Raw genomic sequence first — 21,363 nt, forward strand, 5'->3', positions numbered from 1 at the left:
AAACAGGGGGTTCGCCATTGGATTTTCGCGCCATTGGTGCAAAGGGCATGCCCCATGCGAATTCGAAACGCCATGGGTGCCCGGCCATGACCGGCACCGATTCCCGAGAAAACGCCATCCGCGACGCGCTGGCGAAGGTAGCGGGCGACCGCCTCGCCTCGGTGCGGATCACCGACGATGCGGCGACCGTCGTGCTCGAAGTGGGCGGGCTCGACGCCGCTGCGCGCGACCGGCTGGAGATCGCGGTGCGCGGTGCCTGGCGCGAAACCGGCCACGCCGCGCCGCTGCGCGTGGCGCAGATGGCCGAACGCGACGGCAGCGCGCCTGCCGCGCCCAAGGCGCCGCGCATCGTGGCGGTCGGGTCGGGCAAGGGCGGCGTCGGCAAATCGACGGTCTCGGCCAACCTCGCCATCGCCCTGAAGCGTGCGGGGGTGAAGGTGGGGCTCGTCGATGCCGACATCTACGGCCCGTCGCAGCCCCGCCTGATGGACAGCGAGGCCGGCAAGCCGCAGGCCCGCGACAAGAAGCTGGTCCCGGTCGACACCCGCTTCGGCGTGCCGATGCTGTCGATGGGGCACCTGGCCGAGCCCGGGCAGGCGATCGCCTGGCGCGGGCCGATGGCGGGCAATGCGCTGGCGCAGCTGATTGACGCGCACTGGGGCGATGTCGACACGCTGGTGGTCGACCTGCCGCCCGGCACCGGCGACGTGCAGCTGACCATGATCCAGCGGTTCAAGCCCGATGGCGCGGTCATCGTCTCTACCCCGCAGGATCTGGCCCTGATGGACGCGGCCCGCGCCGTCGCGCTGTTCGACAAGGCGGGCGTGCCGGTCATCGGCGTGGTCGAGAACATGGCCGGATACCTGTGCCCCCATTGCGGCGAGGCGAGCGATCCGTTCGGCCACGGCGGGGCCGAGGCGTCGGCGCGCGCCATGGGCCACGCGTTCCTCGGCCGCATCCCCCTTGCCATCGACATCCGCAAGGCGAGCGATGCCGGCGAGCCGCCAGCGGCGGGCGAAGGGCCGGTCGCCGAAACCTTTGCCGCCATCGCAACCGGGGTCGCCGCCGCGTTGCAGGGGTCGGGCGGCAAGGCGACGGTGCCCGCGTGAATGTCTCGCGCCGCAAGCTGCTGATCGGCGCTGCGGCGGGCGGCGGACTCATTGCGGCCTATGCGCTGCTGCCCCGCAGCTTTCCGGTGCCGCTGGCAGCGGCAGAGGGCGAGCAGGCCTTCAACGCCTGGATCAAGGTGGCGCGCAGCGGCGTGGTCACCGTCGCGGTGCCGGGGCTGGAAATGGGGCAGGGCATCACCACCCTGCTGCCGCGCATCGCGGCGCAGGAACTGGGCGCCGACTGGCGGCAGGTCGCGGTGGAGCCTGCGGCCATCAGCCCCGCCTATGCCGACCCGGTGCTGGCGGCATGGTGGGGCGGGCTTCGCGACACGATGTTTCCCGCGCTGGCCGACGAGCCGGGCGACTTCCTGGCGAAAAGCTTCGCCGACCGGACGCGCTTGATGGCGACCGCGGCGGGTACGGGCATCGTCGCCTACGAAATGCCGATCCGCGAGGCGGCGGCAGGCGTGCGCGCGGTCCTCGCCATGGCGGCGGCGGAGCGCTGGAACGTCGCGTTCGAAGAGTGCGAGGCGGCAGAGGGCTTCATCACCCATGGCGACAAGCGGCTCCGCTTCGGCGAGCTGGCGGACGAGGCCGCCGCCTTCAGCCCGCCGAGCCCGCCGCTGCTGCGCCCCGACCCGGTCAGCGACAATGCGCCCGACGAGATCGCCGACGCCGATGGCTACCCCCGGCTCGACGTGCCCTCCAAGGTCGACGGGTCCTACCGCTTCGCCGGCGACATTCGCTTGCCCGAAATGGTCCACGCCGCCATCGCGCACGGCCCGCAGGGCGAGGCAAGACTGGGCGATTACGACAGGCAGGCGGCCCGCAAGGTCGCCGGGTACATCGCGCGGGTCGAGGGCGAAGGCTGGCTCGCCGCCATCGCATCGAGCCGCTGGGCCGCCGAAAAGGCGCTGCGCCTGATGCGACCGAAGTTCACCGTTACTCGCACTCTGCCCGATGCGGCCTCGATGGTCGGCGCGCTCGACGCGGCGCTGGCGGAAGCGACGCCGGAACCGACGCTGGCGCGGGGCGAGACCGAGGCGGCGTTGCAGGGTCTTGGCACCATCCAGGCGCGCTACACCGTTGGCCCGGCGCTGCACGGCACGCTCGAAACGGCGAGCGCGACGGCGCGTTTTGCCGGCGGGCGGCTGGAGCTGTGGATGGCGGCGCAGGCGCCCGAACAGGCCCGGCAGCAGGCCGCCGAGGCGGTCGGCATCGCGGTGGAGGACGTGGTGCTCTATCCGGTGGGGGCGGGCGGCAGCTTCGATGCCCGGCTCGACCAGCGCATCGCGCGCGAGGTCGCAGCCATCGCCAAATCGGTCGGGCGCCCGGTGCAGCTCGTCTACAGCCGGGCGGAAGAGCACCGCATGGCGCTGCCCCGTCCACCGATGGTGGCCGACGTCAAGGCGGTCAGCGGCGCGCAAGGCACCGTTCATGCCTGGCACGCGCGCTTTGCGATGCAGCCGTCCGCCCGCGAGATGTACGGGCGCCTCTTCGAGGGGCGAAAACCGCTCGACGCCATGGACGCCGCGGGCGGGCGGACCGACCCGGTCAACCTGCGCGGCATGCCGCCGCCTTATGCCATTCCCAACATGCTGATCGAGACCGTGCCGGTCGCGACGGGGCTGGCCGCGGGGCGGATGCGCGGCAGTGCCGAGGCGCTCGCCTGCTTCGTGTCAGAGTGCTTCATCGACGAGATCGCCGGGCAGGCGGGCGAGGAACCGCTGGCCTACCGCATGGCGATGCTCGGCAACGACAGGCGCATGGCCGAATGCCTGCAGGGCGCGGCGCAATTGGGCGAATGGGACGGCGGCAGCGAGGGATCGGGGCAGGGCATCGCCTGCTGGCACATGGCGGACCCTGCGGGCCATCCCGACGGCGGCGGTCGCATCGCGGTGGTGGTCCGTGCGCGGCCCGGCGAGACCGGCGTCGAAGTGGCCAGCCTTGCCGCGTTCTGCGACATCGGGCGGGTGATCCACCGCGAACTGGCGCTGCAGCAGATCGAGGGCGGCTTGATGTACGGCATCGCCGCGGCGCTGGGCATGGGCGCAAACTACGCGGGCGGCGTGCCGCGCGAAGCGACCCTGAGCGCGCTGCAACTGGCCGGGCTGGCCAGGGCACCGGACGTCAGCATCGATTTCGCGCAGAACGACGCGCCGCCCTTCGATCCGGGCGAGATCGGCATGGTCGCCGCCGCCCCGGCGCTGGCCAATGCCCTGCGCAGCGCTACGGGCAAGCGGTTTCGCGACTTGCCGATCCCGATCGGGCAGGTGACCCTGGCCAGACCGGCCCAGCCGACAGCCGCCGATGCCGCGGAAGGCGGGGCGGCGGAGAGCGAGGCGGGGGATGCGCCGCCGCTGCCGGATGTCCAGCCCTCGGTCCTTCCCGACGGCAGCGTGATCGAAGGCGGAGAATACGATTGATGGATAGCAATCCGGAACCGACGATGCACCGCCCGGACGACCATCCCCCTGCTTCGCACGGGCGGGTGGCGGTGCTGCTGGTCAACCTCGGCACGCCAGACGCGCCGACGACACCGGCGGTGAAGCGCTATCTGAAGGAATTCCTGTCAGACCGACGCGTGGTGGAGATCCCGCCGCTGATCTGGCAGCCGATCCTGCGCGGTATCATCCTCAACACCCGGCCCAAGAAGTCGGCCCATGCCTATTCGCAGGTCTGGAGCGCCGACGGATCGCCGCTCGCCGCCATCACCCGCCGCCAGGCCGAAGCGCTGCAGGCGCGGTTCGGCCCGCCCGAGGCCAGCGGCGTCGTGGTCGATTGGGCCATGCGGTACGGTCAGCCGTCGATCCCCGACAGGATCGCGGCGCTGAAGGCGCAGGGCTGCGACCGGATCCTGTTCGCGCCGCTCTATCCGCAATATTCGGGCGCGACGACCGCGACGGCGGTCGATGCCCTGGCCGCGACGCTGTCCGCCATGCGCTGGCAACCCGCGATCCGGACCTTGCCGCCCTATCACGATGCGCCCGCCTACATCGACGCGCTGGCAAGGGACCTGACGCGGCAGATCGGGGCGCTGGAACGCGTGCCCGAAGTGCTGCTGCTCAGCTTTCACGGCATGCCCGAACGCACGCTGCATCTGGGCGACCCCTATCACTGCCACTGCCGCAAGACCGCGCGTCTGCTGGCCGAGGCGCTGGCGCCGGTCTTTCCCCGGATGCGGATCGACACGACGTTCCAGTCACGCTTCGGCAAGGCCAAGTGGCTGGAACCGGCGACCGACGTGATCATCGCCGCAGAAGGGCAGGCGGGCACCCGGTCGATGGCCGTGGCGATGCCCGGCTTCTCCGCGGACTGCCTCGAAACGCTGGAGGAGATCGCGCTGCAGGGCCGGGACACCTTCGTCGAGGCGGGCGGCGAGACTTACGACGCCTTGGCCTGCCTCAACGACAGCCAGGCCGGGATGGATATGCTGGAAACGCTGGTCCGCAAGGAGCTCGCGGGCTGGATCTGAGATCCGCCACCCGAAACATCGTCAGCGCCAGAACATGACGACGAGGGCGAGGCCGACGGCGAATAAGGCCAGCGGCTTCGCCGAGATGTTATCCGAGCCGCGTATGCGGGGATCTTCGACCGGTCCGCCATGACCGCACAGAACCGGCAAGACGATCGCAAGCGCCGCAAGCCGGCCTGGGGATCAGGGCTCCAGCTCGATGTCCCAGTAGAGCCAGTCGCGCCAGGTTTCATGCAGGTAGTTGGGCGGAAAGCCCTTGCCGCGTTCCTGCAATTGCCAGTTGGTCGGGCGGATCGGCGCGACCTGCAGCGCCATCTTCGCCTGCTTGGGCGTGCGGCCGCCCTTCTTCATGTTGCAAGGTGCGCAGGCGGTGACGATGTTCTCCCAGCTTGTCACGCCGCCCAGCCGGCGCGGCACGACATGGTCGAACGTCAGGTGATGCGGGCTGCCGCAATACTGGCACGAGAACCGATCGCGCAGGAACAGGTTGAAACGGGTGAAGGCGGGAAACTCGCTGGGCCGGACGAACTGCTTCAATGCGATCACCGAAGGGATTTGCATGTCGAAACTGGGCGAATGGACCGTCCGCTCGTAGCTGGCGACGATGTCGACCCGGTCGAGAAAGACGGCCTTGATCGCGGTCTGCCAGGGCCAGAGGCTCAGCGGATAGTAGGACAGCGGCGTGTAGTCGGCGTTGAGGACCAGTGCGGGGCAATTGTTGAGCTTGCGCGTAGGATCGCCGTCCGCGCTGGAAAGCCTTGCCCGTGTTTCGATCAGGCCCTGCTGGAACATCGTGGTTGTCGCCCCCCTCGCGTTCGCGCCGCTTTAGCAGGCGCCGGATGGTGGCCAGCCCGCGACGGCGGCACATGGTGTCCGCCTGGGTTCGCGCTCTTGCAGGCGAGCATGACCGGTTGATGACGCATCGCCCCTGCAAATCAGCATCCTTGGCGGCATTGGGCAAGGGGGTAGCGCACAGGCTTTCCACAGCGGCGTGCACAGGCTCATCCACCGCGTTTCCCACGCTCGGTCAACACCCATGCCATTGCCGTGCAAAACGGCTATCGACGTGCTATGACCTGTGTCACCCGCTTTGCGCCCAGCCCCAACGGGCCATTGCACCTGGGCCATGCCTTTTCGGCGATCGTCGCGCACGACCTTGCGCGCGAACGCGGCGGGCGGTTCCTAGTCAGGATCGAGGATATCGACGGCGCGCGCAGCCGGCGCGAGTTCGCCGAAGGAGCCCTGGCCGATCTTGCGTGGCTTGGCCTGTCCCACGACGGCGAAGCCATCCGACAATCCGACCGGATCGCCTCGCACGCCGCGGCGCTGGAGCGGCTGAGGGCGCGCGGCCTCGTCTATCCCTGCCGCTGCACCCGCGCCGAGATCGCCGCCGCCGCCCGCGAGAGCGGCCCCGACGGACCGGTCTATCCGGGCACTTGCCGCAATGTCCGCTTCGTGCCCGACGGCCCGGTCGCCTGGCGGCTCGACATGGCGCGGGCCATGGCCGAAGCCGGTCCGCTGACCTGGGACGACGAGATCGCCGGCCGACAGGTCGCCAGCCCCGACCTGTTCGGCGACGTCGTGCTGGCGAGGAAGGATGCGCCCGGCAGCTATCACCTTGCCGTCACGCTCGACGATGCGGCGGACGGGGTGACGCTGGTGACCCGCGGGCTCGACCTGTTTGCGGCCAGCCATGTGCATCGCCTGCTGCAGGCGCTTCTCGGCCTGCCGGTGCCGACCTGGCACCACCACGCGCTGATCGTCGAGGTGGACGGCGGCAAGCTGGCCAAGCGGCGTGGTTCCCCGGCGCTGGCCGACCGGCGGCTGGCGGGCGAGGACGGGCGCGCGCTCGCCGATCGATTGCGGGCCGGATTGCTGCCGGAGGGCCTCGCCTTTTCGCCACTGGCAAATGCGGCGCACAAGGCCTAATTGGGTGGCATGAAAACCATCGCAATCATCCTGCTCGTGGCCCTGATGGTCATGGTTGTCGTCTCGCTGGTGCGCGGCATCGTCGCTTTCATGCAAAGCACCAAGCTGGATCTCGAGGGTGGCGACGAACGGGTGAAAGAGATGCAGCTTCGCCAGAACAAGGCGATGACCGCCCGCATCAAGTACCAGGCGGCGGCGGTGCTGGTCGCCATGCTGCTGCTCGCGCTCGCGTCCTGACGCGAAGATCCCTACGCGAAACGATGGTCAAGCTGAACAAGATCTACACCCGCACGGGTGACGATGGCACGACGGGCCTTGTCGACGGCTCGCGCGTGGCCAAGCACGATGCCCGCATGGACGCTATCGGCGCAGTAGACGAGGCGAACTCGGCCATCGGCCTTGCGATCTGCGCGATGGACGGCGGGGAATGGCGCGATGCGCTGGTGCGAGTGCAGAACGACCTCTTCGACCTCGGCGCAGACCTCGCCACCCCGGGTGACGATTTCACGCCGGGCGAGATGACCTTGCGCGTCGTGCCCGAACAGGCGACCTGGATCGAGGGGCGGATCGACGCCGCGAACGAGAATATCGCTCCGCTGACCAGTTTCGTCCTGCCGGGCGGGAGCGAGGCGGCGGCACGCCTGCACGTCGCCCGCGCGACGGTCCGCCGGGCAGAGCGCGCGATCACCGCGCTCGCCGCGAAGGAGCCGGTCAATCCGGCGGCGCTGACTTATGTCAACCGTCTGTCCGACCTGCTGTTCGTACTGGCCCGCGGTGCCAACGCGGGCGGGGCCCACGACGTGCTCTGGGTTCCGGGCGCCAGCCGCGCCGGCTGACGTCAGCGGCGATCATCGGGACCACATCCGGATGAGGTTCATCCGGACGTTGTTGAGCCGTTCGAGATGAGCCTCCTCGCCGGGCCTCACCTGTCGCAAGGCCGTGATCGCCATCGTCATCTCGTGGATCAGGCCGCGCTGCTCCGGATCGGGCACGGCGCTTTCGATCCAGGTGACGGCACAGATCCGCTGCCCGCGCGTCACCGGCTTGACCCAATGCAGGGTCGATGACGGATAGACGACCATCGCGCCTGCCTTGAGCTTTACGGCGCGAGTGCCGAAGGGATGGTCGATGACGAGTTCGCCGCCATCGTAGCTATCCGGCTCGCACAGGAAGACGGTGGCCGACAGGTCCGTACGCAGGGAGCCGCGGCCGTCGGGCGCACCCATCAGCGCGCGATCCGAATGGGGGCCGTAGCTACCGCCGTCGCGATAGCAGTTGACCATGGGCGGCAGAATCCGTTCGGGCAAAGCGGCGCGGGTGAAGTGGGCGTTGGCGCCCATCCGCTCCAGCACCAGTTTCGCCACGTCGCGGCCCAGATCGTCGCTCGGCAGGAGCTGCAGGTTGTGTTTCACCTCCTTGGCCCGGCCATGCGCGGTCTCGGCGCCGTCCGTCCACTTGGCATCGGCCATGCGCGGTATGATGGCGGCAAGATCCTCGGGCGAAAGCAGGTCGGGAACGATGGTCAGCATGGCGCGACATTAGCGGTGCGCGATGCGGGCGCAAGCGGCGCGGTTCGGGAAGACGCGGGTGGTCGTCCTGCGGGGAACCGGCGCCGCCGGCAACCGTAATCCCTTCGACAGAACGAAAGGATTTCCCCGATGGCCGACCCCGACCAGACCGCGCCCGAAACGCGCAACAGCGAACAGGAAGACGAAATCGCGCAGGCTCAGACAGTTGCCGACCAGGCGATCGGCCGCGCGACCGACAGCTTCGGGCTGGAAGACAGCGAAAAACCCGAAGGTTCGATCACCGACGAGGACGATACGCAGGACCTTGTCGACCACATGAAACAGATGGAACGCAGCGGCAACATCGACATGTCGGCTTACAACGGCGAGCCCAACATGGATGACAACGAGAACGCCTACGGCCGTTCAAACAAGATGGAGGACGAGCCCGATTCGGACAGCTAGTCCGCGTCGTTCTCGCCAACTCCCTTCACGAGGTCGAGCAGGTTGCGTGCCGCTTCCCGCTCGGCCTCGTCTTCGAATGCGTCGGATATATCCGGTTCGGCATCGTGCATCGCCATGAAGGCCCACAGCACGAACCGCCGGTTCGGATCTCTCTCCAGCCCGAAGTCGACCCGCATCCGGTCTACCGCCGCCTCCCTTGCGGCAACGGGAATGTCTGCCATCTCCGTCGTGCCGTAATAGCGGCGCATGAGATCGTCGAACTGCATCAGGCATCGGCCTCCCGCTTGAGAGTGTAGAGCAGGTCCAGCGCCTCGCGCGGCGAAAGCGCATCGACATCAAGATCGCGCAAGGTCTCGCGAAGCGTGTCGCAGGCCTCCTCCGCCGCTTCCGCCGCGGCAGCGAACAGCGGAAGGTCGCCCAGTCCCGCGCCCAGCCCGCCGGTTTGCGCTCGCCCCTTTTCGAGCTTGTCGAGAATGGTCCTGGCCCGGGCAATGACCGGCTTGGGCAGCCCCGCCAGCCGCGCAACGGCGAGGCCGTAGCTGCGATCCGCCGGCCCGTCGGCCAGTTCATGCAGCAGGACGAGATCGCCCTTCCACTCGCGCGCACGGGCATGGTGCAGCGACAGCGCCTCGCAGCTTTCGGCCAGCCGCGACAATTCGTGATAATGCGTGGCGAAGAGGCAGCGGCAGCGCAGGTTCTCGTGCACCGCCTCGGCGACGGCCCAGGCCAGTGCCAGTCCGTCATAGGTGCTCGTGCCGCGCCCGACTTCGTCGAGGATGACGAAGCTGCGCTCGCTCGCCTGGCTCAGGATCGCGGCGGTCTCGACCATCTCGACCATGAAGGTGGAGCGGCCCCGCGCGAGGTTGTCCGATGCGCCGACGCGGCTGAACAGACGGTCGACTACGCCGATCCGCGCACTGTCCGCCGGCACGAAGCCGCCGGCTTGGGCGAGCAGGACGATGAGCGCGTTCTGCCTGAGGAAGGTCGACTTGCCGCCCATGTTGGGGCCGCCGATCAGCCACAGCCGGTCCGCGGGGCTGAGGGTGCAGTCGTTGGCCACGAAGCGTTCGCCGCCTGCCGCCAGCGCGGCCTCTACCACCGGATGCCGCCCGCCGCGCACGTCGAGCACGGTGTCCTCGCGCACGTCGGGCAGGGTCCAGCCACCCTCTGCGGCCCGCTCCGCCTGCGACGCGGTGACGTCGATGCGGGCCAGCGCCTGCGCGGTGGCGGCAATCGCCTCGCGCGCGGCGACGGCCGCCGCGACCAGTTCCTCGAAATGCGCGTCTTCGGCCACCAGCGCACGCCCTCCCGCCTCGGCGATGCGGCTCGCTTCCTCGTGCAGGGCGAGCGCGTTGAAGCGCACCGCGTCCTTCATCGTCTGGCGGTGGGTGAAGCCGCTTTCGGGGGCCATCAGCGCATCGGCATGGCGGGCGGCAACCTCGACGAAATAGCCGAGCACGCCGTTGTGCTTGATCTTGAGCGAGGCGATGCCGGTGTCGGCGCGATACTTCGCCTCCAGCGCGGCGATGGCGCGGCGGCCGTTGCGCGCGATGACGCGCAGTTCGTCGAGCGCGGCGTCGTAACCCTCGGCGATGAAGCCGCCGCTGCCCCGCTCGGTCGGCGGCGCGGGGACGAGCGCGCGGGTCAGCAGTTCGACCAGCGCGCCATGGCCCGCCAATCGCGGCAGCAGGCGGGCGACCAGCGCGGGCAGCCCGTCCGTCCCGGCGAGCGTTTCGTGCAGCGCGCGCGCCTCGTTCAATCCGTCGCGCAACTGGCCGAGATCGCGCGGGCCGCCGCGCCCGGCCACGATCCGGCCCAGCGCACGGCCAAGGTCGGGCAGCGAACGCAGCGCGCGGCGCAAGTCCTCGCGCAGCAGGGCGTCGGCATGGAGCCATTGCACCGCCGCCAGCCGCTCGCGGATCGCGCCGGCATCGGCGAGCGGCGCGGACAGGTCCTCTGCCAGCAGCCGCGCCCCCGCGCCGGTCAGGCAGCGGTCGATGCAGTCGATCAGGCTGCCCTTGCGGGTGCCGCCGCTGGTCACCGTCACTTCCAGGCTGGCGCGCGTCGCCTCGTCCATCGCCAGGTGGCCGCCCGCATCGCGCAGGCGCGGCGGCAGGACCAGCGGCAGGGAGCCGCGCCCGACATGATCGAGATAGGCGATAAGTCCGCCCGCCGCCGCCAGGTGCGCCCGATCGAACGCGCCGAACGCGTCGAGTGTCGCCACGCCGTGCAGCGATTTCAGCCGCGCCTCGCCCGCGTCGGCGGCAAAGGCGTTGCGGGGGCGGGCGATGGACCCGTCGGGCGCGTCATCGAACCCTTCGGGCACGACCACCTCGGCCGGGCCGATCCGCGACAGGGCCGCCGCCACCGCCTGCGCGCCGACGCTCTCCAGCGTCATCTCGCCGGTGGAAATGTCGATGGCGGCGATGCCGACCGCGTCGCGCAACGGGGCAAGGGCAGCGAGCACGTTCGCCCGGCGGCTTTCGAGCAAGGCATCCTCGGTCAGCGTGCCCGCGGTGACGAACCGCACGATCTCGCGCGCGACAAGCGCCTTCGATCCGCCCCGTGCCTTCGCCTCCGCCGGGGTCTCGACCTGTTCGGCAATCGCGACCCGGCAACCGGCGCGGATCAGGCGGGCGAGATAGCTGTCCGCCGCGTGGACCGGCACGCCGCACATCGGCACCGGCTCGCCATTGTTTTCCCCGCGGCTGGTCAACGCGATGTCGAGCACTGCGGCGGCCGTTTTCGCATCGTCGAAGAACAGCTCGAAGAAGTCGCCCATGCGATAGAACAGCAGGCAGTCGCCCGCCTGCTCCTTGAGCGCGAAGTACTGCTGCATCATCGGGGTGGAGCCGCCGGCCATGGCGCAAGGGCCTAGCGAGCGCAGCTCGATTCGGCCAAGAGCGCGGCCCCGGCTAATCCCCGCCCGTCATGCGGGTCGCGGCAGGGAATGCCTGCCGAAGGGCGCGGGATCGGCAAAAAAAGTCGCCCGCGATGCCCTATCCAAACCGGGCAATCGCGCTATAGGCGGCAGATCAGGGATCAACTGGCGCCGCTCCGGGGGGAACCGGCGGCGCACGAGGACAGGCAAGGAGAGCCCATTGGCCGACGGGGACAACAAGCCCAAGGTGACGTTCACCGAGCGTGAGGCGCTGTTCTACCACGAGACGATCCGTCCCGGTAAGATCGAGATCATCGCGTCGAAGCCGATGGCGACGCAGCGCGACCTGTCGCTGGCCTATTCCCCCGGCGTTGCCGCTCCGGTCGAGGCGATTGCCCGCAATCCCGCCGATGCCGCCCGCTACACCGCGCGCTCGAACCTCGTCGCGGTCATCTCCAACGGCACCGCCATCCTCGGCCTCGGCAATCTCGGCGCGTTGGCGTCGAAGCCGGTGATGGAGGGCAAGTCGGTCCTGTTCAAGCGGTTCGCCGACGTCGATTCGATCGACATTGAACTGGATACCGAGGATCCGGAAGCCTTCATCAACGCGGTTGCGCTGATGGAGCCGAGCTTCGGCGGCATCAACCTCGAGGATATCGCCGCCCCCGAATGCTTCGTGATCGAGCAGGCGCTGCGCGAGCGGATGAAGATCCCCGTCATGCACGACGACCAGCACGGCACCGCGATCATCGCCGCCGCCGGTCTCATCAACGCGTGCCTGCTGACGGGCCGCAAGATGGACGAGCTGAAGATGGTGGTGAACGGCGCCGGCGCGTCGGCGCTGGCCTGCACCTCGCTGATCAAGGCGATGGGCGTGCGCCATGAGAACGTCATCGTCTGCGACCGTTCGGGCCCGATCTATCCCGGCCGCGAAAAGGTCGACCAGTGGAAGAGCGCCCACGCCGTGCCGACCGAGGCGCGCAGCCTGGAAGAGGCGCTGAAGGGTGCCGACGTGTTCCTCGGCCTGTCCGCAGCCGGCGCTCTGAAGCCCGAATGGGTGGCCGACATGGCCGATCAGCCGATCATCTTCGCCATGGCCAATCCCGATCCGGAAATCCGCCCCGACGACGCGCTGGCCGTGCGCCCCGACGCGATCATCGCCACCGGCCGGTCGGACTATCCGAACCAGGTCAACAACGTGCTCGGCTTCCCCTTCATCTTCCGCGGCGCGCTCGACGTGCAGGCGACCGCGATCAACGAGGAAATGAAGATCGCCGCCGCGCATGCGATCGCCAACCTCGCCCGCGAACGCGTTCCCGAGGAAGTCGCCGCAGCCTATGGCGTCAACCACCAGTTCGGGCGCGAATACATCATTCCCGCGCCGTTCGATCCGCGCCTGATGGAAGTCGTTTCCTCCGCCGTCGCCAAGGCGGCGATGGATTCGGGCGTGGCAAAGGCCCCGATCGAGGATTTCGAGGAATATGCCCTGCGCCTGAAGGCGCGGCTAAACCCGACGACGTCGGCGCTGACCCACGTCTACGAAGCGGCGAAGAAGAATCCCAAGCGCGTCGTCTTCGCCGAAGCGGAAGAGGACGTGGTGCTGCGCGCCGCGATCCAGTTCCGCGACTTCGGCTATGGCGAGCCGATCCTCGTCGGCCGGACCGAGAAGGTGCGCGAGAAGCTGAAGGATCTCGCGGTCGAGGACATCGACAGTTTCGAGATCCAGAACTCGGCCAATTCGCCCCTCGTCGACGAGATGCAGGCCTATCTCTACGAACGGCTGAAGCGTCGCGGCGCGACCGAGCGTGACGTGCGCCGCATGGTCAATCAGGATCGCAACACCTTTGCCGCGCTGCTCGTCGCGATCGGCCGCGGCGATGCGGTGATTTCCGGCCTGACCCGCCCCTTCGCGCAGACGATGAAGGAAATCACCCAGGTCCTCGATCCCAAGCCGGGCGAGATTCCCTTCGGCATCCACCTGATGGTCGGCAAGAACTACACGGTGTTCCTGGCCGACACGACGATCAACGAACGGCCCGACGCGAAGATGCTGGCCCACATCGCGAAGGAGACCGCCAAGGTCGCGCAGCGGCTGGGCCACGAACCGCGCGTCGCGTTCCTGTCCTATTCCACTTTCGGCAACCCGCCGGGCAAGTGGCTGGAGAACATCCGCGATGCGGTCCACATCCTCGACGAGGAAGGCGTGGATTTCGAGTACGAGGGCGAAATGGCCCCCGACGCGGCGCTCAATCCCACGGTGATGAAGCTCTATCCCTTCAGCCGTCTTTCGGCGCCGGCCAATGTGCTGATCATGCCGGGCCTGCAATCGGCAAACCTGTCGGCCAAGCTGCTGCGCGAACTGGCCGGTGCATCGACCATCGGACCGATGCTGATCGGCATGGAAAAGCCGGTGCAGATCGCGCCGATGACCGCCATCGCCCCCGACGTGCTGACGCTGGCGGTGCTGGCGGCGGCCGAAGTGGTCGGCTGACGCCCGCGGGCAGCAGGGCGACGCTTGCCATGACCCTCGGCGGTCACCCCAACCTGTTCCGGGCCGGCTGCGCCGCGATCATCGTCGGCGCGCTCATGCATGTGCCGATGCTCGAAATGGGCATGGCCATGGGCAACCGGCTCGTCGGCATGCCGATGGACGGGTGGATGGCGGCGGGCATGGCGTTGATCGCGCTCGGCCTGCCGATGGCCTTCGTCGGCGCGATCCCGCGGCGGATCACGCACGAATCCGACTTTGCGGGCACCGTGTTCGAGGCGCGTGACGACGTTCCGCTGGGTCGCCGACACGCGGTCGTGCTGGCGATCCTCGTGCTTGGGCTGGTCATCGACACGATGAAGCCGGCAACGCTGGGCTTCGTCCTGCCGGGCCTGCGCGACGAATACGGCATCGATGCTAGGACTGCCGCGCTGCTGCCCTTCGTGGCCTTGACCGGGACCACCGTGGGCTCGTTCCTCTGGGGCTGGCTGGCCGACATCTGCGGGCGACGCACCTCGATCCTGCTGTCGACCATCGTCTTCGTCGCCACGTCGCTGTGCGGGGCGATGCCGGCGTTCGGCTGGAACCTCGTCATGTGCTTCGTGATGGGCGCTTCGGCGGGGGGCATGTTGCCGGTGGTCTATGCCCTGCTCGCCGAAATCATGCCGCCGCGCCATCGCAGCTGGCTGCTGGTGCTGATCGGCGGAATCGGTTCGGTCGGCGGCTATCTTGCGGCCAGCGCCGCGGCGTGGTTGCTGGAACCGCTGGTCGGCTGGCGCAGCCTGTGGCTGATCGGGCTGCCGACCGGGATCCTCCTGCTGTTCATGGCGCGCTGGATCCCCGAATCGCCCCGCTTTCTCTTGGCGCAGGGGCGCAAGGCGGAGCTGGACCGGCTGAGCCGCGACTTCGGCTTCGTCGCGCGCACTGTCCAGCTTGACGCCGCCGCGCCGCAGCGCGCCCGGGGCCGGCTCGGCATCGCGCTGGTGCTGACCGCGCTGGGGTGGAGCGTGGTGACCTTCGGGCTGCTGCTCTGGCTGCCGAGCGACCTTCGCGCGCGCGGTTTCGATCCGGACGTGGCCAGCCGCATCCTGGCCAGTTCGGCGCTGATCGCCCTGCCGACGGTGGCGGTGGCGGCGCTGCTCTACAGCCGGTGGTCGAGCAAGGGGACGCTCGTCCTGTCGGTCGCGCTGATGCTGCTGGGCCTGTGCGGCGCGCTGCTGCCCGCCGCCACGCTGGCCTCACCGACGGTGCTGACCGCCGTCATCAGCTTGCTGGTCGTGGGCAGCAACGGGCTGATCGCGGTGCTCCTGCCCTACACGGCCGAAAACTATGCGCTGGCGGTCCGCGGGCGGGCGACCGGGATCATCGCGGGCAGTTCCAAGTTCGGCGGCATGGCGGTGCAGGGGCTGGCGCTGATCGGCCTGGCGCCGACGCTGGCGGGCGCCGCGCCGCTGCTCGTCGCGCCGGTGGCGCTGTCGGGCCTGCTGGTCATGGCCTGGGGACGTGAAACGCGCGGCCGTTCGTTGCGCGAGCTGGAGGCCTAGGCCGGCCTTTCATAGAGATTGACTTGCGGCCCGTCCGGCATCGTGCCGGTGCCGCGCGGTTCGAAACCCAGTCGCCGGCCCAGCCGGATCGAGGGCGCGTTGTCCGCATCGACGATCGCGAAGATCGGCCGCGGGCCGTGTCGGGCGTCGAACCAGTCGAGCACCGCGCGCATAGCCTCCTCGCCATAGCCCTTGCCGACATGGCCGGCGCCGATGATCCACCCTGCCTCGGGCATGTCGTCGAAGCGCGGGTCGATGCCGCGGCGGCTGTGAAAGACACCGATGTTGCCGATCACCGTGCTCTGCCCGCGCTCACGCAGCATCAGCCCGCCATAGCCGTAGAGAAGCCAGCTGCCGGCATTGCGCATGAAGCGGGCGTGATGATCGGTGAGCGTGATCGGTCCGCCCAGGAACCGGGCCGTCTGCGGGTTGCTGACCACGTCGTACATCGCCAGCATGTCGCCCGCGACCGGCTGCCAGAGTTCGAGCCTTGGGGTGACGAGGAACGGCCCGCTCATTGCAGCATCTCGTCGACCCAGGCCGGCACGATGCGGCCTGCCGGGCCAAGCCGCGTTTCGTCGAACCAGTGCGATCCCTGGCTGCGTTCGAGGTTCAGTTCCAGCGTGCGCGCACCCAGCGCCGCTGCGTTCTGCACGAAGCCGGCCGCCGGATAGACCGCCCCCGACGTGCCGATGGAAACGAACAGATCCGCCTCTCGCAGCGCGGCGAAGATGCGGTCCATCTCGTAGGGCATCTCGCCGAACCAGACGACGTCGGGCCGCAGCGCCGCCTCGCCGCAGGCCGGGCAGGCGGGCCGGTCGATCAGCGTTCCGGTCCAACGGCAGCGCACGTCGCAGGCGGTGCACCAGGCGTTAAGATGTTCACCATGCATGTGCAGGATTCGCCGCGCCCCGGCCCGTTCGTGCAGGTCGTCGACGTTCTGGGTCACGATCAGCAGATCGCCGTCCCACTCGCGGTCCAGCCGCGCCAGTGCCTCGTGCGCCGGGTTCGGCTGCTTCGTCTGGATCGCCTCGCGCCGCATGTCGTAGAACCGCAGGACCAGATCGGGATCACGGGCGAACGCTTCGGGGGTGGCGACGTCCTCCACCCGGTGCTGTTCCCATAGTCCGCCCCGACCATCGTTGGCTTCGCGGAAGGTGTCGATGCCGCTTTCGGCGGAAACGCCCGCGCCGGTCAGGACGACGATGTTGCGAATGTGGCTCATGTCGCCCATGAAGCACGCCCGCATGGACGGGTAAAGGCAGGGAAGACACACGGCATGGCACGCATCGGTATCGTCGGGTCGCAGGGGCGCATGGGCGCCGCGCTGGCAGAGGCGATCCGCGCCGCCGGGCACGAGATGTCGGGCGGGGTCGACCGGGACACCGGCGACGTAGCGCAGCTTGCCGCGACCAGCGACGCTCTCGTGGATTTTTCCGCGCCGGTCGCGCTGCAGGCGACGCTCGACGCCTGCGTCGCGTCGGGCATTCCGGTGCTGATCGGCACGACCGGGCTGGAGAGTGAGCACCATGCCGCCATCGACCGGGCGGCATCCGGCATCGCGGTGCTGCAGACCGGCAACACCTCGCTCGGCGTGACCATGCTGGCGCACCTGGTGCAGGAGGCGGCATCGCGGCTGGGCCCGGACTGGGATATCGAGATCGTCGAGATCCATCACCGGATGAAGGTCGATGCCCCGTCGGGCACCGCGCTCCTGCTGGGCGAGGCGGCAGCGAAAGGGCGCGGCATCGCGCTTGCGGATAACAGCGAACGCGGGCGCGACGGCATTACCGGGCGCAGGGCAGAGGGCGCGATCGGCTTCGCCTCGCTGCGCGGCGGCACGGTGGCGGGCGAGCACACCGTCTATTTCGCCGGCACCGATGAGCGGATCGCGATGACGCACCTGGCGGAAAACCGCATGATCTTCGCGCGCGGGGCGGTAAAGGGCGCGGCCTGGCTGCTGGGCCGCGCGCCGGGTCGCTACACCATGCCGCAGGTGCTGGGCCTGTGAGCGCCGCGTGACGAAGGACGAGATCTTCGAATTCTTCCGCATCCTGGCGGAAGACAATCCCGATCCGCAGACCGAGCTGGAGTTCGGCAATGCCTACCAGCTGGTGGTGGCCGTGGCGCTATCGGCGCAATCGACCGACGTCGGCGTCAACAAGGCGACCCGCGCGCTGTTCGCCAAGGTGAAGACCCCGCAGCAGATGCTGGATCTGGGCGAAGAGGGCCTTCGCGAGCACATCAAGACGATCGGCCTGTTCAATTCGAAGGCGAAAAACGTCATCGCGCTCAGCCGGTTGCTGGTCGACGAATACGGCGGCGACGTGCCGGACAGCCGCGAAGAGCTGGTCAAGCTGCCCGGCGTGGGCCGCAAGACCGCCAACGTTGTGCTGAACTGCTGGTTCGGGCAGGAAACCTTCGCGGTCGACACCCACATCTTTCGTGTCGGCAATCGCACCGGCCTTGCCAAGGGCAAGACGCCCGAACAGGTGGAGGCCAAGCTGGAAAAACGCGTCCCCGCCCCGTTCCGGCTGGGCGCGCATCACTGGTTGATCCTGCACGGCCGATATGTCTGCAAGGCGCGGACGCCGGAATGCTGGCGCTGCCCGGTCGCCGGGTTGTGCAGTTTCCGGAAGAAGGTGCTGGAAAAGCCGAAGGGTCGCGGCTGAGGCGTCAGCCGGTCCAGTCGGACAGCCGCTCGTCGGGGCAGAGATCAAAGGTTCGCTCGCCCCACTTGTTGCTTTGCGTGAAACGGGTGGGTCCGGCGACCGTGATGGTCATGTCCTCGCTCACGCGCTCCTTCGAATAGCTGTCGGTGCAGGTCTGCGTGCCGGTGAACGTCTGTCCCGCGCGCTTCTGCGGGGAAAAGGCGCACCGGGTCATGTTGCGACTGCCGAAGCCGCTGCCGTCGAAGGTGGCGAGGCTGGCCATCGCGGGCGGGCAGGTCGTTCCACTGGCGGCGTAGACCCCGCTCGTCAGGCCGAGATCGCGGACCGACAGCGGTTGCGGAGTCGATGACGGCGCCTCCGAATTGGGGGACGCGGGAGCCACGGGAGTCTCGGGAGGCTGAACGGTGCTTGCCGATCCCCTATCCGCAATGTCGTTCGTCGAACCTTCGTCGGGTTCGCGCGAGCAACCGGCGGTTGCAAGCGCAATCAGGGCGAGCAGCAGGGCAGGTTTGCGCATGTGGCCTTCAAGCGCCGAGGCGGGCGGTGGGTTCCCGGCAAATCATCCGGGCAGGGGCAGCGGATCCGATGCCCGCGCCTCGTCCTTGCCCGACAGCGCGCTGATCACCGTTGCCGCCACCAAGTCGCCGACGACGTTGAGCGCGGTGCGGCACATGTCGAGGAAGCGATCCACGCCGAGGATCAGGCCGATCCCTTCGGGCGGCACACCCACGCCCGACAGGATCAGCGCGACCACCGGCAGCGAGCCGCCCGGCACGCCCGCGGTGCCGATACCGGCGAGGATGCAGACCAGCATGACGAAGGCCTGCTGCAAAAGATCGAGTTCGACGCCGAAGAACTGGGCGAGGAACAGGACCGTCACCCCTTCGAACATCGCGGTGCCGTTCTGGTTTGCGGTGGCGCCGATGGTCAGCACGAAGCGTGAGATGCGCGGCGGCAGCTTCAGTTCGTTTTCCGCGACACGCAGCGCGGTGGGCAGGGTGGCGTTGGAACTGGCGGTCGAGAACGCCATCACGCTGGCCTCGCGCGTTTCGCGGAAGAAGGCGACCGGGCTCTTGCTGGCGAGGAAGCGCAGCAGCAGCGGGAAGACGCCGAACATCTGGATGGCCAGCGCCAGGAGCACGACCGCCACGAAGGCGGCCAGTTTGCCGAGGAGATCCCAGCCGAACTGCGCCGACAGGTTGAACATGAAGCAGAAGATCGCGATCGGCGCGAGGCGGATGACGAAGCCGATGAGCCGCATCGCCACTTCGAACACGCCCTCGATCCCGTTTTTCAGCGTCGCTGTGCGCGGTGTCTGGACCAGCAGGATGCCGACCCCGAAGAACAGCGCGAAGAACATGACCGCCAGGATGTCGTTCTCGCTCATCGCGGTGATGACGTTGGTCGGCACGATGGCCAGCACCTGTTCGACGCCCGTCTTGGCTTCGGCCGAGGCCTGCACGATCCCCGAGGCATTGGCCGCGCCCTGTTCCAGCAGGTCTGCCGCAGCGGCGCGGTCCACCCCGTCTCCCGGGCGCAGGATGTTGACGCAGGCGAGCGAGATGGCCACCGCAATCCCTGAAACGACGACGGTGTAGACGAGCGTGCGCAGGCCGACACGCTTCAGCGCGCCGATCTCGCCCATTTCCGCGATGCCGACGACCAGCGCGGCGAACAGCAGCGGAATGACCAGCATGAACAGCAGGCGCAGGAACACCTGCCCGAGCGGGCCGGTCACGTAGGTGACGATGAAATCGACCCAGTCCGCGCCGGGCGAAAAGGTATAGGCGGCAAGACCGGCAGCGAGGCCGGCGATGAAGCCGATCAGGATCTGAAGCTGGAGCCGCTTGTGCCCCGCCATGTTCTCGGCCGGGGCGTCGCCTTGATCTGCGACGGTGGCGGACTGGTTACCGTTGATATCGTTCATGCCGCCTTGTGGCAGCGCGACGGCCTACTGCGCAAGGGCGGCACGCGCGACCCGTTCATAGATCCGCGTCAGAACCTCCAGATCGGCGATCGCCACCGCTTCGTCGCGCTTGTGCATGGTGGCGTTGTTGAGGCCGAATTCGATCACCGGGCACAAGTTCTTGAGAAAGCGGGCGTCCGACGTGCCACCTGTCGTCGACAGCTCGGGCTCAAGCCCGGTTTCGACGCGAATCGCGTCGGCCAGCATGGCCGAGAACGCGCCGGGCTGGGTCAGGAACGGCTCGCCGCTGATTACCGGGCGTGCCCAGCCGCCGTGCCGCTCGGCGATCCGGGTCACCATCTGCGCCAGGCTTTCGCTCGAGTGCCGGTCGTTGAAGCGGATCGAGATGCGCGCCTCCGCCCGGGCCGGGATCACGTTGGTTGCCGGATTGCCGATCGAAATGTCGGTGATCTCCAGGTTGGATGGCTGGAACCAGTCGGTCCCTTCGTCGAGCACCAGCGCGTCCAGCTCGGTTAGCATGGCGACCAGACGCGGGGCAGGATTGTCGGCCAGGTGGGGATAGGCGACGTGGCCCTGCACGCCGTCGACGCCGAGCCAGATGTTGACCGAACCGCGCCGCCCGATCTTCATCATGTCGCCCAGCCGGTTGACGCTGGTCGGTTCGCCGACAAGGCACAGGTCGGGCACCACGCCCCGTTCGGCCATGTGCTGCATCAGCGCGAGCGTGCCGTGGCGAGCGGGTCCTTCCTCGTCGCCGGTGATGAGGAAGCTGATCGTCCCCGCTTCGGCCGGAATCTCCGCGACGGCGGCGACCATGCAGGCGATCGACCCCTTCATGTCGACCGCGCCGCGACCGTAGAGCAGCTCGCCCCGGATCTCGGGCGCGAAGGCGTCTCCGGTCCAGCCCTCGCCCGGCGGGACGACGTCGAGGTGCCCGGCAAAGGCGAAGTGGCGCGCGCCTTCCGGACCCTTGCGCACGGCCAGCAGGTTCTCGACCGGTCCGTCCGGTGCGACCCCGTCGATGCTGCGCGAAACCGTGAAACCCAGTGGCTCGAGCATGGCCTCCATCGCGTCGAACACGCTGCCGGTGGCGGGCGTGACGCTGGGGCAGGCGATCAGCCTTTGAGCGAGGGCGAGCGGCGTATCGTCGGACATGAGCCGCGCGTTAGCGCAGTGCGGCGGCGCGTGCAAAAACGGATTTCGGGAGGGTCGAAGCCAGTCGGCTTAGAAGGGCAGGCCGGGGCCGGCCATGATGACCGCCAGGGCGCTGCCGCCCACGATCGCGAAACGCGCGATCGCCGCCAGCGCTTCGCCACGGTGGTGGAGCGGAATGCTGACAGCGCGGGCGATTGCTTGGGCCATGAT

The 21,363-nt window shown here is 68.7% G+C and carries 21 protein-coding genes; 11 read left to right on the top strand and 10 right to left on the bottom strand.

Annotation, left to right across the window (positions count from 1 at the left end; translation table 11 throughout):
- The first annotated feature begins 86 nt into the window (after positions 1-86).
- From J2X37_RS00445 to hemH, 3 genes are read left to right on the top strand one after another with little or no spacing between them, the layout of a single operon-like run.
- The gene (locus J2X37_RS00445; RefSeq protein ID WP_310016352.1) at positions 87-1,109 is read left to right on the top strand and encodes an Mrp/NBP35 family ATP-binding protein; all 1,023 of its coding nucleotides are present in this window, start codon (positions 87-89) and stop codon (positions 1,107-1,109) included.
- Positions 1,106-3,535, top strand: a complete 2,430-nt coding sequence (locus tag J2X37_RS00450) for a molybdopterin cofactor-binding domain-containing protein (RefSeq protein WP_310016353.1) — start codon at positions 1,106-1,108, stop codon at positions 3,533-3,535. Before J2X37_RS00445 ends, J2X37_RS00450 begins: the two co-directional genes overlap by 4 nt.
- Positions 3,535-4,584 (top strand): ferrochelatase, encoded by a 1,050-nt coding sequence (gene hemH, locus J2X37_RS00455; protein ID WP_310016355.1) that lies wholly within the window; start codon positions 3,535-3,537, stop codon positions 4,582-4,584. The genes J2X37_RS00450 and hemH overlap by 1 nt, the downstream gene beginning before the upstream one ends.
- 183 nt (positions 4,585-4,767) lie before the next feature.
- On the opposite strand, the gene J2X37_RS00460 is transcribed toward hemH, so the two are convergent.
- Positions 4,768-5,376, bottom strand: a complete 609-nt coding sequence (locus J2X37_RS00460; RefSeq protein ID WP_310016357.1) for an HNH endonuclease — start codon at positions 5,374-5,376, stop codon at positions 4,768-4,770.
- Between the two features lie 279 nt (positions 5,377-5,655).
- On the opposite strand from J2X37_RS00460, the gene gluQRS reads away from it, so the two are divergent.
- From gluQRS to J2X37_RS00475, 3 genes are read left to right on the top strand one after another with little or no spacing between them, the layout of a single operon-like run.
- Positions 5,656-6,513: a tRNA glutamyl-Q(34) synthetase GluQRS gene (gluQRS, locus tag J2X37_RS00465; protein WP_310016358.1), complete on the top strand. Its 858-nt coding sequence runs from the start codon at positions 5,656-5,658 to the stop codon at positions 6,511-6,513.
- Positions 6,514-6,522: 9 nt separating this feature from the next.
- Positions 6,523-6,750: a twin transmembrane helix small protein gene (locus J2X37_RS00470; protein ID WP_310016360.1), complete on the top strand. Its 228-nt coding sequence runs from the start codon at positions 6,523-6,525 to the stop codon at positions 6,748-6,750.
- Between the two features lie 23 nt (positions 6,751-6,773).
- Positions 6,774-7,349 (top strand): cob(I)yrinic acid a,c-diamide adenosyltransferase, encoded by a 576-nt coding sequence (locus J2X37_RS00475; protein ID WP_310016361.1) that lies wholly within the window; start codon positions 6,774-6,776, stop codon positions 7,347-7,349.
- Between the two features lie 12 nt (positions 7,350-7,361).
- Here J2X37_RS00475 and J2X37_RS00480 read toward each other — a convergent pair whose 3' ends face one another.
- The gene (locus J2X37_RS00480; protein ID WP_310016363.1) at positions 7,362-8,042 is read right to left on the bottom strand and encodes a Fe2+-dependent dioxygenase; all 681 of its coding nucleotides are present in this window, start codon (positions 8,040-8,042) and stop codon (positions 7,362-7,364) included.
- A 129-nt stretch (positions 8,043-8,171) separates the two neighbouring features.
- Here J2X37_RS00480 and J2X37_RS00485 point away from each other — a divergent pair, with 129 nt between their 5' ends.
- Entirely contained in the window at positions 8,172-8,486 is a 315-nt protein-coding gene (locus tag J2X37_RS00485) for a hypothetical protein (RefSeq protein WP_310016365.1), read from the top strand.
- On the opposite strand, the gene J2X37_RS00490 is transcribed toward J2X37_RS00485, so the two are convergent.
- Positions 8,483-8,752, bottom strand: coding sequence for a hypothetical protein (locus J2X37_RS00490; RefSeq protein ID WP_310016366.1), 270 nt, complete (start codon positions 8,750-8,752; stop codon positions 8,483-8,485). The genes J2X37_RS00485 and J2X37_RS00490 overlap by 4 nt on opposite strands.
- Complete coding sequence (gene mutS / locus J2X37_RS00495) at positions 8,752-11,349, bottom strand: DNA mismatch repair protein MutS (protein WP_310016368.1); 2,598 nt, start codon at positions 11,347-11,349, stop codon at positions 8,752-8,754. Before mutS ends, J2X37_RS00490 begins: the two co-directional genes overlap by 1 nt.
- Before the next feature lie 238 nt (positions 11,350-11,587).
- On the opposite strand from mutS, the gene J2X37_RS00500 reads away from it, so the two are divergent.
- The gene (locus J2X37_RS00500; RefSeq protein WP_310016370.1) at positions 11,588-13,858 is read left to right on the top strand and encodes an NADP-dependent malic enzyme; all 2,271 of its coding nucleotides are present in this window, start codon (positions 11,588-11,590) and stop codon (positions 13,856-13,858) included.
- Positions 13,859-13,887: 29 nt separating this feature from the next.
- Positions 13,888-15,399 (top strand): MFS transporter, encoded by a 1,512-nt coding sequence (locus J2X37_RS00505; RefSeq protein ID WP_310016372.1) that lies wholly within the window; start codon positions 13,888-13,890, stop codon positions 15,397-15,399.
- Here J2X37_RS00505 and J2X37_RS00510 read toward each other — a convergent pair.
- Together J2X37_RS00510 and J2X37_RS00515 are read right to left on the bottom strand one after the other, a co-directional pair.
- Complete coding sequence (locus J2X37_RS00510; RefSeq protein WP_310016373.1) at positions 15,396-15,917, bottom strand: GNAT family N-acetyltransferase; 522 nt, start codon at positions 15,915-15,917, stop codon at positions 15,396-15,398. The genes J2X37_RS00505 and J2X37_RS00510 overlap by 4 nt on opposite strands.
- On the bottom strand, positions 15,914-16,624 hold the full coding sequence (locus J2X37_RS00515; RefSeq protein ID WP_310016375.1) for an NAD-dependent deacylase: 711 nt from the start codon (positions 16,622-16,624) through the stop codon (positions 15,914-15,916). The genes J2X37_RS00510 and J2X37_RS00515 overlap by 4 nt, the downstream gene beginning before the upstream one ends.
- Before the next feature lie 54 nt (positions 16,625-16,678).
- Here J2X37_RS00515 and dapB point away from each other — a divergent pair, with 54 nt between their 5' ends.
- A complete protein-coding gene (gene dapB / locus J2X37_RS00520) occupies positions 16,679-17,410 on the top strand; it encodes a 4-hydroxy-tetrahydrodipicolinate reductase (RefSeq protein WP_310016377.1) in 732 nt (243 codons plus the stop codon).
- Positions 17,411-17,417: 7 nt separating this feature from the next.
- The gene (gene nth / locus J2X37_RS00525; RefSeq protein WP_310016378.1) at positions 17,418-18,071 is read left to right on the top strand and encodes an endonuclease III; all 654 of its coding nucleotides are present in this window, start codon (positions 17,418-17,420) and stop codon (positions 18,069-18,071) included.
- A 4-nt stretch (positions 18,072-18,075) separates the two neighbouring features.
- On the opposite strand, the gene J2X37_RS00530 is transcribed toward nth, so the two are convergent.
- The 4 genes from J2X37_RS00530 to J2X37_RS00545 all read right to left on the bottom strand — a co-directional run bounded on the left by J2X37_RS00530 (position 18,076) and on the right by J2X37_RS00545 (position 21,360).
- Positions 18,076-18,588, bottom strand: a complete 513-nt coding sequence (locus J2X37_RS00530) for a hypothetical protein (RefSeq protein WP_310016380.1) — start codon at positions 18,586-18,588, stop codon at positions 18,076-18,078.
- A 42-nt stretch (positions 18,589-18,630) separates the two neighbouring features.
- Positions 18,631-19,998, bottom strand: coding sequence for a dicarboxylate/amino acid:cation symporter (locus tag J2X37_RS00535; protein ID WP_404979579.1), 1,368 nt, complete (start codon positions 19,996-19,998; stop codon positions 18,631-18,633).
- Between the two features lie 24 nt (positions 19,999-20,022).
- Positions 20,023-21,153, bottom strand: a complete 1,131-nt coding sequence (gene dapE / locus J2X37_RS00540) for a succinyl-diaminopimelate desuccinylase (protein ID WP_310016382.1) — start codon at positions 21,151-21,153, stop codon at positions 20,023-20,025.
- A 69-nt stretch (positions 21,154-21,222) separates the two neighbouring features.
- Positions 21,223-21,360, bottom strand: coding sequence for a hypothetical protein (locus J2X37_RS00545; RefSeq protein WP_310016385.1), 138 nt, complete (start codon positions 21,358-21,360; stop codon positions 21,223-21,225).
- Positions 21,361-21,363: the final 3 nt, after the last annotated feature.

The sequence above is a fragment of the Croceicoccus sp. BE223 genome, from assembly GCF_031457155.1.
Taxonomy (GTDB): Bacteria; Pseudomonadota; Alphaproteobacteria; order Sphingomonadales; family Sphingomonadaceae; genus Croceicoccus.